Here is a 17,573-nt window from a genome sequence, read left to right as displayed (position 1 = left end):
ACACCGGTTCATGCAGTGCTTTGCGCCAGATAAAGGCTACAACTCTGCAACTTTGGCGCGATAGAGGTCCATTTTTTCTGGCCAGAATCCGGCGCTCAACGACTTTCGACCGTTGGGTGTCTGCAGTTCTTCCTTTATCGATTCTATAAAGTCTGGCCATTCTTCGGCATTCTTACAATGCTTCGAAAATATCCCTACCTCCGGCCAGTATATTGGCATGACCATGGAGTTGGATAGGATGGAGTCGTTCCGTTTCACGACAAACTTTACTATGATAGCGTGCTTTGGAGCCGTCGTGTTTGTCCTATGAAATTTTTTCGGGTTCAGGATGAGTAAATCCCCGCACTTCACATTCGGGGCATCGACCGTGTTCTTCTCGATATGTGTGGTGTCTTTTTCGGTATTCGCCTTTGTGGTGATGTTTGAGAATTTGAAACCACCTTCGCTCTCTTCCATGATGTGATAGTAGTTATCTTCCGCATCATTCACTGTGGGCAACATTGCAACCGGGCTGGAGATTTCGTCTGGGTCCAGAAGTATCCATGCATTGAGGCATTCCTCGAATGTGAACAGTTCGGTGTCCATGTGCCATTGGGCGCCGAAGGCATTGTCTGAATAGATATAAAAATCGTTTAGGTAGAGCGCTTCGCCTTTAACCTGCTCAGCAACTTCTGATGTAATTTTTCTAAATAAGCCTGACTCAAGTTTGTCCAACAAAACATAACTTGGGATGGCGCCATCCTTAAGTATGTATTCCTTGCAGGCCTGTTTGAGATACGAAATATCTTCTTCAGTGAAGAAATTTTCAATTAAGCGAAATGTCTCTATTGCTTCGTTGGTGGTACTTTCGGACATAACTTCAGCCCCTAACTCTTAACGATTCTAAATATTCACAACTCTATCATAACTCAAAGATTCAAGGCACAGATAGAGCAGAGAAACCCGGCAAGATTTGGGCGGAGAGGGAAGAACCGCCCGTTTGTTTACATCAACGCTAGGTTCCTTCGGACATGCTTCTATGCACGATTTCAGGGCGCGCCAGTTTGCCGCTTGAAGTGCGCGGCATCGGCTCCGTCCAGACCCGGATGATCCGGGGAACCATGTAGCTTGGCATTGCTTGTCGACAGTGTGTCATTAACTGGTCGGTATCGAATCCATCGAGCGGGGTGACCGCTACATGCACGACCTGCCCGAGATCTACGTCATCGACGCCATAGGCGACCGCCTCCGCAACAAAGCCACTTTTGTAGACATGATCCTCGACCTCATCAGGGCTGAGGCGGATGCCGCTGGTTTTGATCATCGCATCGTTACGCCCAACGAACCATAGATCGCCATCTGCATCGACCTCGACGATATCCCCGCTATAAACGACCTTTTCATCACCAATCAGTGCGCTCAGTTCAGGGCAAGGGCGGATTTTTTCCGCTGTCAGGTCCGGCTTTCCCCAATAGCCCAAACTGACGAGAGGCCCGCGGTGCACAAGCTCGCCCTTCTCACCTGGTCCGGCGATCCCCTCGCCCTCTTTGATGACATAAACCTCGGATCCTGGAATAGCTTGTCCCATCGAACCCATTTTCTTATGAAACCTGTCCGGTTCGAGATAGGTTGACCGGAACGCTTCGGTCAGCCCGTACATCAGATAAATGTCAGCGTTAGGGAAAACATCAGGCATCATTTCAAGGATATCCGGAGGGATTTTTCCCCCGGTATTAGTAACACGCCGCAGCGCGGGCAACGGTGTGGGATGTGCCGCAAGAAGGCGGATGATCTGGTTTAAAAGCGGAGGTACACCGGCGAGTCCGGTAATCTTTTGTTCAACCATAGTGCGGACGATCTCGGCAGGCATGACCACCGGCTGATGTACGATGGTGCCGCCCATCAGCAGCATGGTAGTGAGCTGATTCAGGCCTGCGTCGAAATTATAGGCCAGGACGCTGATCAGGCGTTCGTCAGAGCCAAGTTTCAGATAACGCGCAACTGCCCGAGCGCCAGCAACGATGTTGCGGTGGCTTAACATCACCCCCTTTGGCTGACCGGTAGAGCCGGAAGTGTAGATGATCATTGCCAATTCTGTGTCGAGCACTCGGGCCATCGGGGCGCCGGTTTCCGACAATGTTCGCCAACTGTCGAACGTATCAGCATCCGGCGCCTTGCCATGCACGAGAACTCGCTGGACTCGGCCCGGAAGCCCGTTATCTGCCAGCGCTCGTGCAGTACGACTATCTGCTATGATAGCGGTTGCGCCGCAGTCCTCAGCAACGTAGGCAAGCTGCTCAAGGGTCCATTGGGTGTTTACATTGACAACCACCCCGCCAATCCGCGCCACCGCGAGCATCGCGACCACTTCTTCGATGCTCTTGCGCAAATTCACAATGACACGTTCGCCGCGCCCGATCCCCTGATGTGCTAAATAATGCGCCACGACATCAATCTCTGTGGACAGAGCGGCATAGTCGACCGAACGCCCAACATCCACCAATGCGATCTTGTCGGGATTGCTGTTCAAGCTATCAGAAAATAGTTCATAAAAAGTTGTAGCCAAGGCACTCAAGACGTTTCTCCATCGGCTTCTTTTTCTGTTGAATCGTCCCTGCCCTTTTTAAGCAAAGCACTTACATTGGGAAAAATTTTTGGTGCCGGAGCCTGAACGATGGAATCCGCGGGAACATCAGTCACTACAAGTGCGTTGGCACCAATTCTCACACGGTCTCCGATCACGATCGGCCCAAGTATAGTAGCATTTACTCCTATAAAGACATCATCACCAATGCGTGGTACTCCGTCAGTCATATTCATGCCGATGGTAACGTTATGCATCACACCACACCGGTCTCCAATTACAACATCCGGATGAATGGCAAGAAAACCAGACGCGTGTATGATGTGAAAATCATCACCAATCCGTGTTTCCGGCTCCAACCAAATCTTAGTAAAATTAGAAACAATAATCCTGATAATCTGATACAGTTTCCAAGGAACCCATCTCAAAAATGGGTTTTTTATCCTAAGTATCCAACTCCCTAACCGATAGGTAATCAGGGCAACAAACGCTGCGCCATGCCCCCTGTGGCGTCTGTATTCCTTGCGTATAGTGTCAAACAACTGCGTGTACTCTATATGATAGTTTAAGGGTCAAAACTAAAAATAAGCTATCCTATTTCAAGTGTACGTTTTTCTGAGTGCAAATCTAATCGTACAACACTTTTCCACAACAAGGCCAAACCTCAAAAACTATGTACGCCAAATGCTGTGTTGTGCAAACTACGCGCTATGGCTTCCATCATCCACGAACCATATGAGGGCTTTCCAAAGATGACAGGTTCAAGAACGTCACATCATCTACCAACACGCCCTTTTGTTTTCTAAATCAGACTCAAAAACCGGTTCGTAGCCTCCTTTTGGAATGGCCTTTAGCAGCCAAGAGAATAAGAGGCGGCTACTGCGTGAGCCGGTAGCCGTTCCCCTTATGGATCAGAGGTTCAATCGCACACGAACAATCAAACTGGTCCAGTTCAATTCAATTGCTCTAGACAATCAACTTACCGTATTGTGCAAAACCGAAGGCCAAACCAAGGGATTTTAGTATAAATGATTGTTTGCATTCATGAGAATAGGCGCTCGGAAGAGCCCGGGCTACGTTTGCTCATCTGTAGCCTGGCCCAAAATTCTCCGGACGTTCGCGTTGCGCTTTTTGTATCCAATATGAGCGATGAATTTCTCGAATGGGCGTCTGACAAGGTCAATATCGTTCACCAAAGTGAAGCCTTGGCACATGAGCTTTATTGGAACGTGAAGCCCACAATTCTGAAATTCTGTCTATGCGAGCTCGGGTTCTCTGAAGTAGTCTGGTTGGACGCTGATCTATTTGTGACTGGCAATCTGACAGATTTTTTTTCGCGTCACGCGCCGGGCGGGATCTCGGCGACCCAGGAGACACGGTGGTCGCCGACGCCTCATGACGATAACGCTTTAAGATGCCGCCTTTGGGGGCTTGTTCCGGGGCGGTTTCACCCTTTTGCTTTGAACTCGTGCGTGGTCAGAGTGGGACAACAGCATGTTGAGCTGTTAACGGAATGGGAAGCGCTTCTTGCAAGCGAGGAATATCAAAACGCTCGGAATATCCCGGTAGAAGAACTAGGCCCCCACCTCTTTACTGATCAGGACATATTAACCGCATTGTTGGCAAGCAACCGATTCTCGAAAATACCTGTTGATTACATATATTTGGGTGATGACATCGTACACTGCTTCGGTTTGAAGGCCTTTACACTGGCTGATAGGTTCAAATGGATCTTGAACGGCGCGCCGACCTTCATACACGCACAGCGCAACAAACCGTGGAGCAGAGAGGACGCCGGGAAACCCGCCATTCAAAGTTTCTATGATGACTTGCTACCCAATGTTGTTTGGGCACCGAAGATCCTGGCGAAATGCGGTATATCGGAAAATTGGACCAAGCCCCAAACTAAATACAGCGCCGCATCTCGGTTTTTATGTATGAATTACCCGCCATTGATCGGTATTTTCTTTGCTACGTTCTTTGATGCAAAATATTGGGCTGCAAAACAGGTCAAGGCTCTCTATCGTCGTTAGCTGTCTTCGTTAGACCATCCTTAAGTTGGGGGGCTCTACAAAAAACCGGGTGAGTTTCAGAGCAGCCGATCACAAGCCTTCGCGCATCGAGCCATTTCTGGAAAACCGAAGCGACTTACACTATCATACAAACATACAGTTCAGACGAGTAGGGAGCAAAAAGCGCAGACTCCCGAATGTTTCTGCGGAGAACGCAAAGTGCGAGTGATAAATTATGTAGCGGTGTGCTTGGCCTTGCAGTTCACCACAGGCCATCCAACCTATGGTAGCCCGGATGGGCACAATCACAGCCATGGCGGCATTGGTCACGGTGATCACAGTGCGGGCTATATTCCTCCCCCGACGGATGCATCTGAGGTTGCGGCTTATGTTGCTGCGGTGAAGGCTTTGCCGGATGCGCATGCGCATGGGGACGACCCCAGCAAGGCGGGCGAACATATGCGGCTGTTGGAACTGGTGGAGCGCGCCGAAGCGACCCATGTGGCGATCGGCGATGGCGACTGGTTTGATGCCTCCAACTGGTACGAGGGCCGCATCCCCGATGCCGGCGCCAAGGTGCTGATCCCCGAGGGCATCAGCCTGCGCTACGAAGGTGAGAGCGATGCATCGCTGTTCACTGTGCGTGTCGATGGTGAACTCAGCTTTGCCACCGACGCGGATTCCAAGATGCTGTTGGACACGATGGTGGTGTCGCCGACGGGCCGTCTTGAGATCGGCACCGAAGAGAACCCGATCCAGGCCAATGTCGATGTGCAGATCGTGATTGCCAACAATGGCGATATCGACACCGGCTGGGACCCGATGCTGCTGTCGCGCGGGGTCATCTCGCATGGTGCAGTTGAGATCCATGGCGCCGAGAAGGAGAGCTTCCTGAAGGTAGATGATGCGCCGATGGCGGGCGATACGCAGATCCAGCTGGCAGAGGTGCCCGAAGGCTGGCAGGTTGGCGACACGATCGTACTGAGCGGCACCCACAAGCAGGGCGACGCGTGGCTGGGTTATCACGGGTATTTGGAGAGCCAGGACGAAGAGGTGACAATCACCGGCATCAACGGCTCGACCATTACCATCGACCGGGCACTGCAATATGACCATGACACACCGCGGGCTGACCTGAAGGCTTATGTAGCCAACATGACGCGCAATGTGACCATCTCCAGCGAAGATGGTGAAGACTCGGCGGTGCACCACCGCGGCCACACGATGTTCATGCACAGCGATGATGTGGATGTTCGTTACGCGGCCTTTGATGACTTGGGGCGTACCGATAAATCAGAGCCTGCAGGCGATGTGGGGACCTTTGCCAGCATTGCCTCCGACACCAATGTCAAAGGCCGCTATTCGTTCCATTTCCACAAAACCGGCACCGAAGATCAGGAGAACCCGGCCATCGCGATTGGCAATACGGTCAGCGGCTCGCCGGGCTGGGGCTTCGTACACCATTCCAGCCACGCCAATTTTACTGAAAACGTGGCATTCGATGTCTTCGGCGCCGCCTTTGCCGCAGAAGACGGCGACGAGACTGGCATCTGGCTGCGCAATATGGCGATCCGGTCCGAAGGTGTGAACGAATCGCCGAAAGACTTTAACAATCTGGATCGCCATGACAATGGCCGTACCGGTGATGGTTTCTTCTTTGCCGGACGACTGGTCGAAGCAGCCGAAAATGTAGCTATCAACACCTCCAACGGCTTCGTGTGGATGCACCGCAGCGCACCATCTGCCCCATTGGCGGAAACCCTGCATCAATCAGAACTGGGCTATGGCAACGAAACAGTTCGAGTTGATGGCGTCCCGATTCAAGGTTTTCGTGACAATGAAGCGTTTGGTACAGAAGTCGGTTTGATCGTGATCAAGCATACCCCGGCCCAGAACTCAGACGTTCGTTCGGTGTTGGATGGTTTCCTAAACTGGGAGACGTCGCACGGTGTACTCATAGAATACACAGCCCACTACACGTTGAAGGATTTCGACCTGATCGCGACAAAAAGACCTCCCGGGGGGCTGGGTGGGGCCGGAACGGGCTTTGATCTCAGTGGAAGCAATGCGGTTGATATCGTTGTGAATGGCCTGACCGTAGAGGGTTTTAGTGTCGGCGCTGATCTAAGCGGTGGGTTCATTACAGGTGCAGCATGGGATGATGCCGACTTCGGCAACATCCTCATCGATGTAACAATGCTTGACAATGCTACGGATTACGTCGGTTACAATCCAGCGCGCCATTCTATCTTGAGCTCAGACAATCTGTCTCCCGGACGTCTGGAGTTCGAGCTGCAGGGTGACACCACGCTTTCCCCGAATGAGACGTTCTACTTCAACGGGATCAAGACCGATTCAATTGGATCGTTTGATCGCCAGTTTGCCTTGGACGAACACTACTTGAGCGGCTACAACATTCGAACCTTGCTGGAAGCGGAAGGTTACTATGAAACTGCAGATGGTACCAAGGTGATGCTGATCGAGGATTTCGTCGCGGATCGCGCTACCGGTGAGTTGAAGAAATTCGCCCATGTGGTCACGCTGGACTTTCCTGACTGGGAACTCGCCAACGCTCCGTTCCGGGGACCGATTGATCTGAACAGCGCAGCGCCTGACGTCCGTGATGATGCGTTCGGCGCAACTCAGAACCAGGATACCCTGCTGAATGTTTTGGCCAATGATTCCGATCCCGAGGGTGATGCGCTGCGGATTGACGGGCTGACCAACCCGGAACACGGGGATCTCTACCTGCAGGACAATGGGCAACTGCTCTACCGCCCGGATATCGACTTCGTCGGTCAGGACAGCTTCACCTATTGGGCAACCGATGAAAACGGAAACTACGAAAGCGCAACTGTGACAGTGGATGTATGGGATCTGTAAATCATTGTAGAATGTAAATCTCTGCCAGCCCGACCACATTACCAATGGTGAAGCATTGCCCCTCTGATTAGACAAGGGCGCAATCTTCGTCAGCTCGTCCGAGGTTTCCGCGCCATCACTGCATTGGCTTTGGAATCTTGCGTTGAATCATCCGGTGGCCCGCCTCGGCGTGTTCGCACTGCCAGGGTCACCGGATGTGCTGGTTGTGCATCAAGCGCTTGACTGGTGTTTTCGGGTTTCTTTTGCTCCTGATACGCGTAGCGCCCTGCCAGTGCTCCGCTGATCATCCATGTCAATGGAACAAGTGTTGCATTCGGGAGCAAGTCCACAAGGTTGGCCGCCAACAGTAGTGCCAGCCCTGAGGTTTCATATCCGAAGCCGCGCCGTTTACATTGCATCGCCAAAAAAATGATTGGCAAAGTCAGCAAACCAAAACTTGCTATGTATCCTAGCCAGCCTGATGTTCCGATATAGATAATCCAAGCTCCATCAGTTGTACTGATATCAACACCGGTCGTTGAATCGAATACCTTGCTGCGCCCCCAACCTCCCCAACCCGTCACCGGTTTCAGGTTGGCGCGTTCCAGCAAAATTTCTTCGTTGTGCAGCCGAAATTCCAGCGAGGCCGCCCGTTCTTCGCTGAATTGTAGAGCGATATTGTGAATCCGTTCCGTCGGTACCCACCCAGCACCGCGCATCATGGGGTACAACAAAACGATCCCAGCCAAGATAGCAGCCAGTAGAAACTGCCCACGTATCTTCATAAGACAGGCGGCTGGCAGCAATATTAGCGTGATGACAAAAGCTCCGACGCTCTTGCACAAGAAAAGCACCAGCAACAAGTAAAAGGACGCAATCCGCCACAGGTTGGGTTGAGAGACACGCTCTTTGCATCGGGACAGTACCGCCGCCGCCAAAATCGCCATTGCAAAAAAAACACCCAGCCAAAGCCCATGAGACAGGAAGACAATCGGCCGAAACCCCCCAGCCCGTATGTGCTGAAGAAAGGAATGCGGAAAGAAACCATAGATATTGATGTTGAGCTGCGGGCTCATCCGCACCTCGTAAAGTGCAGGTATCGTGTATATGAGCCCAGCGACACAGAGAAGCCTCAGTAAAATGACATGGCTTTCCGGGCTGGAAAGGAAACGTCGCGCCAGTAAAAAGGGAAGGATCACGAAGACCTGTCCCCCCATCAATGACAAGCCATCATAGAGCGTCAGCCCATTGATAACCGTCGGACCAGCAAAAACTGGTTCGCTATTGTTCTGCACAGTTAGCAAGGGTGAAACAAACGTCAGAACCAATAGCGTATTGAGGACTGCAACGCCCCGAGGTTTGCGAGGCGGCGGACTATTGGGTGCCACCGGAGACATCTGCCTATGCAGTGCCTGGCGCGTCTGTGTTTGCATTGCCACAAAACACATAATGGCTGCCATGATGCTCGGCAGTGAATATTTGTCGATTGTTGGAACCATTGGCAGGTCAATCCCAACCCGCTCTGGCAGCAGCAAATAGCCGGCGATGATCGAATAGATTAGAGCATGGGTGACTGGCAATCGCCGAAACAAAAAGAAGACGACGACCGGCCAGAGGTAGAACACTAACAGTGCAGTGGCGTTGGGCATTTCGATATCCAGCTATCGCCCGGAAAATCGAGCCGGGTCTGGGGGGTATGATATGTCATGGCTTCTGCCTCCGCCAAGACCACCTTCTTCATCTACTGCGGCTCACTTTCCGAAACCTGACGCACCCGGGTCAGCCATTTCCCGACCCATTAGGCAAAACGGGAAGCGGATTGTATAGCTTCGAAGTGGCTAATTCGAAAGAACTATGCCACAAGATGAAAAGTGGTTGCCGAGCCTTAGGATTTTTTAGGGGCGATATTGGCAGTCGCTTATGTCGTATTGGTACAGGCCTCCACTTGGGGCGGCAGGATTGTGAAAGCCGGGTATGAAACCAAGTTTACTTTTCGGTATTAGCCCTTTGCAAACAGGTAGTACGCGCAGGAAATCACCGCCAGATGATCATCCTGGAATTGGTTCCACTATTTCAAAAAGACGGATAACGTTAGCGGCTATTCGACCGCAGCCCAAGCATGAGTACTTATTTTTGGCTCTTCAAAGACTGACCTTTTTTGAAAACAATACTACCGAATTATCTAAATTATCTCCTATTTCGAATGTAGAGGCTTGGGAGAAGGGCCGCTCTTTACCTTGTCATGATCTAAGGCAGATGCCTGTGGTTCAGGTTGCATAGGTAAGCCCTCATTATGACTACCGCACACACAGGTCACAACGGCCCAACGCCTACCTTCCCCGAACTGACTGTTGTTATCCCAGCCAACAACGAAGAGCAGTTTATCACCCGATGCCTCAAGGCGTTGCTTGAACAAGACGGTTCAGCAGGGATGATTGAGGTGATCGTCGCCGCCAACGGCTGCTCAGACCAGACGGTTCCGTTAGCTCAGAAATACATTGACGCATTCAAAGCGCGGGGCTGGGAACTGGTAGTGTTGGACATAAAAGACGGCGGCAAACTGATGGCGTTGAACACGGCTGACGAGATGGCAAAGGGTGCGGCCCGTGCCTATCTGGATGCCGATGTGATCTGCTCGCCATCGCTGATCGAGCAATTGCAGGATGTACTCGCAACTGAAACTGCTGTCTATGCCACTGGCCGGCTGCAGGTGGCCAGTGGCCAAAGCGCTGTTACCCGCGCTTATGCGCGGTTGTGGTCACGGTTACCCTTCATGAAAAGCGGCAACGCGGCAGGGGCGGGGCTGTTTGCTGTCAACGCCGCGGGCCGCGCCCGCTGGGATAAATTCCCGAAGATCATCTCAGACGACACTTATGTACGGCTGCACTTCGCCCCCGACGAACGGATTGAGGTCTCTGCTCCATTCACCTGGCCCATGGTCGAAGGTTTTACCAATCTTGTCCGGGTCCGCCGCCGTCAGGATGCGGGCGTGGCTGAGGTCTATCGACACTACCCGGAACTACGTCGCAATGCCGACAAAACCTCGATGAGCCTGCGGGATGCCATATTGCTATTTTTCTCCGCACCCTTCGGGTTTCTGGTCTATGCCTTTGTTCACCTCATTGTGCGGCTCAGCCCCGGTGGGCCGGACTGGACCCGGGGTCGATAATGTCTCTCAACCCTTCCAAACCAGACAGGTCTGATATGCTCCAGGACACCCCAGCGCCGCAGCTGCAGACCGAGCCGATCGCCTATCTGACTGGCGAATATCCCAAAGTGTCCCACACTTTCATCCAGCGCGAGATTGCGGCACTGCGCGCCTTGGGGACTGAGATTGAAACCTGTACCGTGCGCCGCGCCAATCCAAAAGATGTGGTCGGCGAGGATCAGAAAACGGAAGAGGCCAACACGTTCTGCATCTTGGAGACGGCCCGGGCACCGCATCGCCTGATCGGGGCACATCTGAAAGCGTTGCGTACAGCGCCGGGGCGCTGGTTTTCGGCGCTACGCCTGGCCTGGCGCACACGCTCACCCGGGGCTAAGGCACTGCTTTATCAGCTTTTCTATTTTTCTGAAGCCGGTGTTCTCGCTATGCACCTGAAGGCAAAAGGCGTGGTCCATCTGCACAATCACTTCGGCAATTCCAGCTGCACGGTGGCGATGCTGACCAGCGAGATTTCGGGCATTCCTTACAGCTTTACCGAACACGGACCTGCGCTCTTTTTCGAACCGATGCGTTGGAGGATTGACGAAAAGGTCGCCCGTGCACAATCCATTGTGGCCATCAGCCATTTCTGCCGCTCGCAGCTGATGCTGTTTTCCGACCAGCAACACTGGCCGCGCATGTCGATCGTGCATTGTGGCGTCGACCCTGACCGATATGGACGCAAACCTCGCGAAAGCTTTGGCAAGCGCGTACTGTTCGTCGGGCGGCTGGATGCGGTCAAGGGTGCGCCGCTGCTGCTGCAGGCCTTCGCAGCGCTGCGTACAAATCACCCCGACGCCACGCTGACCTTGATTGGGGATGGCGCAGACCGCCCAACGCTCGAGACACAGGCACAAGCGCTTGATCTAGGCGATGCCGTCATTTTCGCAGGGTATCAGCCACAAGAGGCCGTTGCCGATTTCCTGGAAGAGGCCGATTTCCTCGTTCTGCCAAGCTTTGCCGAGGGTGTGCCGGTGGTGTTGATGGAAGCCATGGCCAGCCGCATCCCCGTTGTCGCGACACAAGTCGCTGGTGTCTCGGAGTTGGTCGCCAATGGTGAGACCGGGTTTGTCATACCACCGGGCGACGTCCCCACATTGATCCAGAAAATGCACACTCTGCTGAGCGACCCCGATCTCTGCCGCCGCATGGGTGCTGCCGGGCGGCAGAAGGTACGGACCGATTTCAACACCATGAACGAGGCGGCCTGGCTGCGCACTCTGCTGTGCGACAACCCCGATCCCGAGCACCCGCCCGACCGGCCTCAGATGCAGCCTGCGGGCGCTGAATAGGTGGCTGGGATGGGCGCTCTTTCTCCAAGGGTTGGTGTCGTCTTGATCGGCCGGAACGAGGGCGCGCGCCTGATCAACTGCTTGAACAGCATTCCAACGACGGTCGAACATGTGGTCTATGTCGATTCCGGATCGACCGATGGCAGTATTGCGGCGGCGCAGGAAGCGGGGGCACAGGTGATCGAGTTGGATCTCAACCAGCCTTTTACCGCCGCTCGTGCCCGGAACGCCGGCTTTGCTGCTCTGCATACGCAGGGTGGGATCGACTACGTGCAATTCGTTGATGGGGACTGCACCCTGCACCCCGACTGGATCGAGGCAGCCACCGCTTTTATGGCCGATCACCCGAAAGCTGTGGTGGTCTGCGGTCGGCGGCGTGAGATGTTCCCCGAAGCCTCGGTCTACAACCGGCTCTGCGACTGGGAATGGGATACCCCTGTGGGTCAGGCTAAAAGCTGCGGCGGCGATGCGCTGATGCGGGTGGATGCCCTTGCCGCTGTGGAGGGGTTCAACCCGACGCTCATTGCCGGGGAAGAGCCTGAGCTCTGCGTGCGTCTGCGCCGTCAGGGTGGTGAGATCTGGCGCATAGACCACGAGATGACTGGCCACGATGCCGCCATGACGCGGTTTGAGCAATGGTGGAAGCGCATGCGCCGCGGCGGCCATGCCGCAGCTGAAGGCGCGGCGATGCACGGGGCAGCGCCCGAGTTGCACGGCATAGCGGCCTGTCGCCGGGCGCTTTTATGGGGAGTCTTATTGCCTTTGCTGATCCTGCTGGCGGCACTGTTGATCACACCCTGGGCGTTGTGGCTGCTACTGATCTACCCTGCGCAGGTGCTGCGGCTGGCGCTGCGAGTAAGCGTAACCAATTGCGCTTCTTGGGAGCGGGCGTTTTTTCTGACCTTGGGAAAATTCCCCGAGGCCTTGGGCGTACTTGAGTACCAAATGCGCCGCTTCACAGATCGCCCTGCCAGGTTGATTGAGTACAAGTAACATCATTGCTATTCCGCAGCCTTTTTCAAAGGGAATTGGGCGCGATGGCACCTTTGTTTTTTCGAAAACGACCCGTGTCGTATTTAAACCATCAACACAGCTCAGAGGCCTGAACAGCGACGCCGGAGATATATCTCGAATGGCATCCACGGCTTTGGGAATCTCGAATATTCTGCTGGGATAAAGTTGTTGTCGTCGCCCATCACCTACTGCAATTGACCATCTAAAACGAGAAGTGAATTGAACCGGCTCAGTATGGTCGGTTGACGTATCAGAGAAAACTTGCTGCATATCCGCAATTTGTTATCTTGATTGCTAGAATATATTGGCCAACTTTCCGTTCTGTGTATTGTTAGGATATTGTAATTAGTGTTGCCTCAAAATTCACAGCAAAGTACCAGTCGCAGATTCAGAGATGGTGCCATAGGTTTGTGGCCCCTCTTCTTTTTTTTCGTAGTAATTCTTTATGTAGTCACGCTGATCTTTATGCCGATTGTCTACGACACTCTGCATCTTCCTGATACGTTGTTCATTCTCAACAGTGGTTGGAGGGTCTCGCTGGGGCTTAAGCCAGGAATAGACTACAACACATTTTATTCTGGGTTGACCTCCCGCTATCTGGCCTTGACCTACTGGATATTTGGCCCTGATGCGCGCGCTCTGGATTTGGCGGTGCTATTGCAATTCGTCACATTGTTGCCGATGGTCTTTCTGGCAGTGGTTGGACGAGTGGGATGGCTATCTCTTTCCATTATTGTCGCCGTGTTGGCCACTACAATACTGACACGGGCTCCTATGGAAGAGTTTGTCACGGTCAATCAAATACTGTCGGCACACTCCTTTTCCTACAATCGACTTGGTCTGGCGCTGTGCCTTATCCCCTTTCTGACAGTCCTGCTGCCCATTGGAACCCGACGGTCAGAAGCCCTAGCGGGAGTGGCAGCTGGCATTGCCATGGCCATGGCTCTGATGACGAAATGGTCATTCGTCATTGTATTACCACCGACCATACTTGCCTTACTATTGCAACGTCGCTGGCCGATGCTTTTGACATTTCTGGCCGGGTTTATCTCTGCGGCCATACTTCTGGATCCGACCGGTCAGAAATTCCTTGGGACATTCTCATATGTCATGGCCGCCGCGGGTGCAGAAGAGGGCATGGGTGGCATCAGCGGTATTCTGTTCAAAACGCAACGGGTTCTTCTCAGCCACATCTTCGTAGTTATCTCGGTGGTAGCGGGCTTGGCTTGGACCCTGCATGCATTGCCATCACATCGTTGGGGGTGGTGCTTAAGTGCCTTGATCATGTTGGCCGGTATCGGGATCACGTGCCTCTCAATGGGGCCATTTGGGCTGGTCGGTCATCAAATTCTACCAGCTGCAGTTATCGTCTTGGTCGTTTTTACCGAGCATATAAAACGTTACGACCCATCCAGTGACAGGACTAGCTGCGCGTTAGCAGTGATTGTAGCACTCGGATTAGTCTTACCACATGTTGGCAATGCAATACTTGTAACCGCGGCGGCCTTCGGAAATCGCCATGAGGGACTGATCGCTCAAGGATCTATGGTGGGCTACATTCAACGTTATTCAGATGCGGCACCGGGCCAGACTATCGACGAGATCAACGCTGATATTGCCGCAAGGATATCCCGCGAAGGTACGATTGCACGAGACTTAGAATATCCTGTTTTTGCAGACGGTTTGGCAGCGCTGCAATTATTGTCTCCTCAGGGGAAACACGGCATCATCGCTGATGGCAACTTTAACTTCGAATTTGCTGCATCGGCACCACCTGTGACAGACTTTCCACTGTGGCAGCGCCCGACATCGCCGGAATTTTTAGGATACACCCAGATTCCCCAAGAGGCCGATATCGTGATGTTGCTGCGTCACGGAGGTACCTCTGTTGGAGCCATGCTACAAGGTTGGATGGGGGAGGATTTCAAGTTCTGTCTGCAAACACCCATTTGGGAAGTTCACACACGCATTGGTTCAGAAGTGAGTGGCTGTTTCAACGAATAAGTAGCGTTAGACCCAGCGTCGAGGCACATATGAGTAACATACCTTTCAACAGGCCGACCCTGATCGGCAAAGAAATATCTTTTCTACGTGAGGCCATTCAACGCGGTCAGTTGTCAGGCGATGGACACTTTACCGATCTCTGCAACCAACGCATTGTGCAATTGACCGGAGCCCGCAAGGCATTGCTGACCCACTCTTGTACGGCTGCGTTGGAAATGGCTGCAATCCTGTGTGATCTCAGCCCTGGTGACGAGGTAATCATGCCTTCGTTCACCTTTGTTTCGACTGCGAATGCTGTGGTTCTGAGAGGCGCAACTCCAGTTTTTGTCGACATCGATCCTGTGACCCTGAACATTGATCCAGCACGTGTCGCCGAGGCCCTAACACCAAAAACGCGGGGCATATTCGCCGTGCATTACGCTGGATTTTCCGCAGACATGGATGCGCTGGCTGAGATAGCACAGGCGCAGGGTTGCCCTTTAGTGGAAGATGCTGCGCAGGCTATCGGCTCAACCTACAAAGGACGTCCATGTGGTAGCCTTGGAGACCTCGCCGCTTTCAGCTTTCACGAAACCAAGAACATTATCAGCGGAGAAGGTGGAGCGCTGACAATTAACCGTGAGAGCTTCTGCGAACGAGCGGAAATCATCCGGGAAAAGGGTACCAACCGATCACAGTTCTTTCGCGGTCAGGTCGATAAATATACCTGGGTGGATATAGGGTCGTCGTTTCTGCCCGGTGAGTTGATCGCATCATATCTCTATGCGCAACTTGAAATGGCCGAGATGATCAATGCCCGCCGCCTAGCCAATTTTGATCGCTATATGGAAGCGTTTCTACCACTGGCCGAGGCTGGGCGCCTTCAAGTGCCGCGTTGGTCAAGCGACTGCATAGGAAATGGACATATGTTTTATCTTCTGATGCGCGACCTTGAGGATCGCAGCGACTTTATCGCACACCTCAGGGAACGGGACATAGTGGCTCCTTTTCACTACGTGCCGTTGCACAACGCACCGATTGGGCAAAAAATAGCCCGTACAGTAGGGCCGATGGATGATACTGATCGCATTTCGAAGACGCTTGTCAGGTTGCCCATGTATTTCGATCTTTCTGCCGATATCGAGCGAGTAATTGATGTTGCGTTAGATTTTCTGAGCAAAAAATAAAGCAGCGCAACGTGACAGAGACGACAATTAAAATCCAGTCTACGGAGCTAAGACTGCCTGGGCAGAGGCCCCCGAAACTAGGCAGTTAGCTAGAGTGGATACCTCTGTATAAGGTTCTCGTGGGGCCGGAGGCAAAATCGTTTACTTCTTTTTATTTCACTTAGGTTCTATTCGAACCTTCTCAGACTAGCCTATAGAGAATAACGCCGCGAGATTATTGTAGCGGATGCGTTCGAGTTTGTGCTCCGGTATTCCATGCGTCAGCATTTCAAAGCGGGCGATGGCTGATTTAGGAGAATATTCAGGAAAATCAGACCCGAAAGTGACCCTTTGATCCAGGTTTTCGCATATGAACCGCATGTCCTGATCAAGCGAGCTACCCGCGTAGCGAAGAATCGTGAACGAAAGATCCAGTATCAGGTTGGAGTGCATGCGGACCAACTCAAACACTTCCAGCATAGCAGACGCGCCACCGTGCAATAAAACAATCTTGGTCTCCGGGCAGTGCAGAGCAATATGGTCGATGATGTCCGCTGCTGGTCGGGTCACAATCTTTTTCTGCCGGAACAAGGTATCCATAAACACAACCATGCCTGAGCGGCCCGCAGCTTGAATTGCTGTAATACAACGCACATCCAAAGGATTGTATTCATTCAGTCTTGAATGCAATTTCAATCCCCGAAAGCCTTCGCCCGCCAATTGCTCGACCGCCCTTTCAACAGCTTTCTCGTCGCCGAATTTTCCCACATTTATGGACCCCACAGGAACGAACCTATCGGGATGCATTTTACTGAACCGAGCAACGTCCTCATTGTGAGCAAAGTCGGCAATCGCCACTAAACAGGCACGCGCAACATGTGCCTCGTCCATTTGTGCCAGCAAACGGTCAAGGCTGGCATCATAACGGTCATGTCCCAGCCAGCCTCCGTCATGTGTTGCGTGCACCAAAGAGTCGAAATACTTCACCCAGATAACCTCTTGGTTTTATGTCGTTTCTATTTTTATCAAGCCGGCAAAATATTCCGCAGCAGTTCTCGCCAGCTCTGCTGTGTCGCCCCTTGTAATCACGTGTCCTGCGCGGTCTGTTGCATTTCTCAAACGCCCAACTTCTTCACCAACCTGAACATAGACCTGCGCGTCAATACAATTCGGGTCAGACCTGACCGCCTCCAGTCCACTCACAGACACAACCCGGCCCGGCACAGAAACCAAAAATTCTATTGCTGATCCTGCTGGATTATGGGCTGTAAGAATTGGTTTCTCCCCAAGAGCAACATCTATTGCGGCCTGGATCAGATCAATACCAGTGGCGAGGGGCGTTAGGTGGGACGAGATAAACCCCCCACCCAATCGGGCAGCGATCTCCATAATGACAGGGCCTTCATCCGTCAGTCGAATTTCGGCATGCACAGGCGCATTGTCTATCCCGCAGGCCTCTATGGCACCTCGTGTGGT

At 52.8% G+C, this 17,573-nt stretch carries 13 protein-coding genes; 7 read left to right on the top strand and 6 right to left on the bottom strand.

The window, feature by feature from the left end; all coding sequences use genetic code 11:
• Window positions 1–36: 36 nt before the first annotated feature.
• The 3 genes from ACR0AI_RS21115 to ACR0AI_RS21105 form a co-directional block, all read right to left on the bottom strand.
• Entirely contained in the window at window positions 37–855 is an 819-nt protein-coding gene (locus tag ACR0AI_RS21115; protein ID WP_480676927.1) for a phytanoyl-CoA dioxygenase family protein, read from the bottom strand.
• Between the two features lie 139 nt (window positions 856–994).
• On the bottom strand, window positions 995–2,554 hold the full coding sequence (locus tag ACR0AI_RS21110) for an AMP-binding protein (protein ID WP_480676929.1): 1,560 nt from the start codon (window positions 2,552–2,554) through the stop codon (window positions 995–997).
• Entirely contained in the window at window positions 2,551–3,105 is a 555-nt protein-coding gene (locus ACR0AI_RS21105; RefSeq protein WP_480676931.1) for a serine O-acetyltransferase, read from the bottom strand. The genes ACR0AI_RS21110 and ACR0AI_RS21105 overlap by 4 nt, the downstream gene beginning before the upstream one ends.
• A 600-nt stretch (window positions 3,106–3,705) precedes the next feature.
• Between ACR0AI_RS21105 and ACR0AI_RS21100 the strand changes: the two genes are divergently transcribed.
• Together ACR0AI_RS21100 and ACR0AI_RS21095 are read left to right on the top strand one after the other, a co-directional pair.
• A complete protein-coding gene (locus tag ACR0AI_RS21100) occupies window positions 3,706–4,596 on the top strand; it encodes a hypothetical protein (RefSeq protein ID WP_480676933.1) in 891 nt (296 codons plus the stop codon).
• A gap of 234 nt (window positions 4,597–4,830) precedes the next feature.
• Window positions 4,831–7,458: an Ig-like domain-containing protein gene (locus ACR0AI_RS21095; RefSeq protein WP_480701467.1), complete on the top strand. Its 2,628-nt coding sequence runs from the start codon at window positions 4,831–4,833 to the stop codon at window positions 7,456–7,458.
• 89 nt (window positions 7,459–7,547) lie between these two features.
• On the opposite strand, the gene ACR0AI_RS21090 is transcribed toward ACR0AI_RS21095, so the two are convergent.
• Entirely contained in the window at window positions 7,548–9,086 is a 1,539-nt protein-coding gene (locus ACR0AI_RS21090) for a hypothetical protein (protein WP_480676841.1), read from the bottom strand.
• A gap of 644 nt (window positions 9,087–9,730) precedes the next feature.
• On the opposite strand from ACR0AI_RS21090, the gene ACR0AI_RS21085 reads away from it, so the two are divergent.
• From ACR0AI_RS21085 to rffA, 5 genes are all read left to right on the top strand, one after another.
• The gene (locus ACR0AI_RS21085; RefSeq protein ID WP_480676843.1) at window positions 9,731–10,606 is read left to right on the top strand and encodes a glycosyltransferase family 2 protein; all 876 of its coding nucleotides are present in this window, start codon (window positions 9,731–9,733) and stop codon (window positions 10,604–10,606) included.
• A gap of 35 nt (window positions 10,607–10,641) precedes the next feature.
• A complete protein-coding gene (locus ACR0AI_RS21080) occupies window positions 10,642–11,934 on the top strand; it encodes a glycosyltransferase family 4 protein (RefSeq protein WP_480676845.1) in 1,293 nt (430 codons plus the stop codon).
• A 9-nt stretch (window positions 11,935–11,943) separates the two neighbouring features.
• Window positions 11,944–12,927 carry a glycosyltransferase family 2 protein gene (locus tag ACR0AI_RS21075; RefSeq protein WP_480676847.1) on the top strand — a complete coding sequence of 328 codons (984 nt, stop codon included), beginning with the start codon at window positions 11,944–11,946 and terminating at the stop codon, window positions 12,925–12,927.
• 486 nt (window positions 12,928–13,413) lie between these two features.
• Window positions 13,414–14,952, top strand: a complete 1,539-nt coding sequence (locus tag ACR0AI_RS21070) for a hypothetical protein (RefSeq protein WP_480701465.1) — start codon at window positions 13,414–13,416, stop codon at window positions 14,950–14,952.
• Between the two features lie 29 nt (window positions 14,953–14,981).
• Complete coding sequence (rffA, locus tag ACR0AI_RS21065; protein ID WP_480676850.1) at window positions 14,982–16,118, top strand: dTDP-4-amino-4,6-dideoxygalactose transaminase; 1,137 nt, start codon at window positions 14,982–14,984, stop codon at window positions 16,116–16,118.
• A 186-nt stretch (window positions 16,119–16,304) separates the two neighbouring features.
• Here the strand turns inward: rffA and ACR0AI_RS21060 are convergent, their stop codons facing one another.
• Both ACR0AI_RS21060 and ACR0AI_RS21055 read right to left on the bottom strand, forming a co-directional pair.
• The gene (locus ACR0AI_RS21060) at window positions 16,305–17,084 is read right to left on the bottom strand and encodes an amidohydrolase family protein (RefSeq protein WP_480676852.1); all 780 of its coding nucleotides are present in this window, start codon (window positions 17,082–17,084) and stop codon (window positions 16,305–16,307) included.
• A gap of 18 nt (window positions 17,085–17,102) precedes the next feature.
• Window positions 17,103–17,573 (bottom strand): hypothetical protein (locus ACR0AI_RS21055; RefSeq protein ID WP_480701463.1); only part of this gene is annotated, 471 nt, incomplete at its 5' end.

The sequence above is a fragment of the Ruegeria sp. BG3 genome, assembly GCF_056538485.1.
The sequence above is the reverse complement of the archived record's forward strand: the minus strand, read 5'-3'. Positions and strand labels throughout refer to the sequence as shown.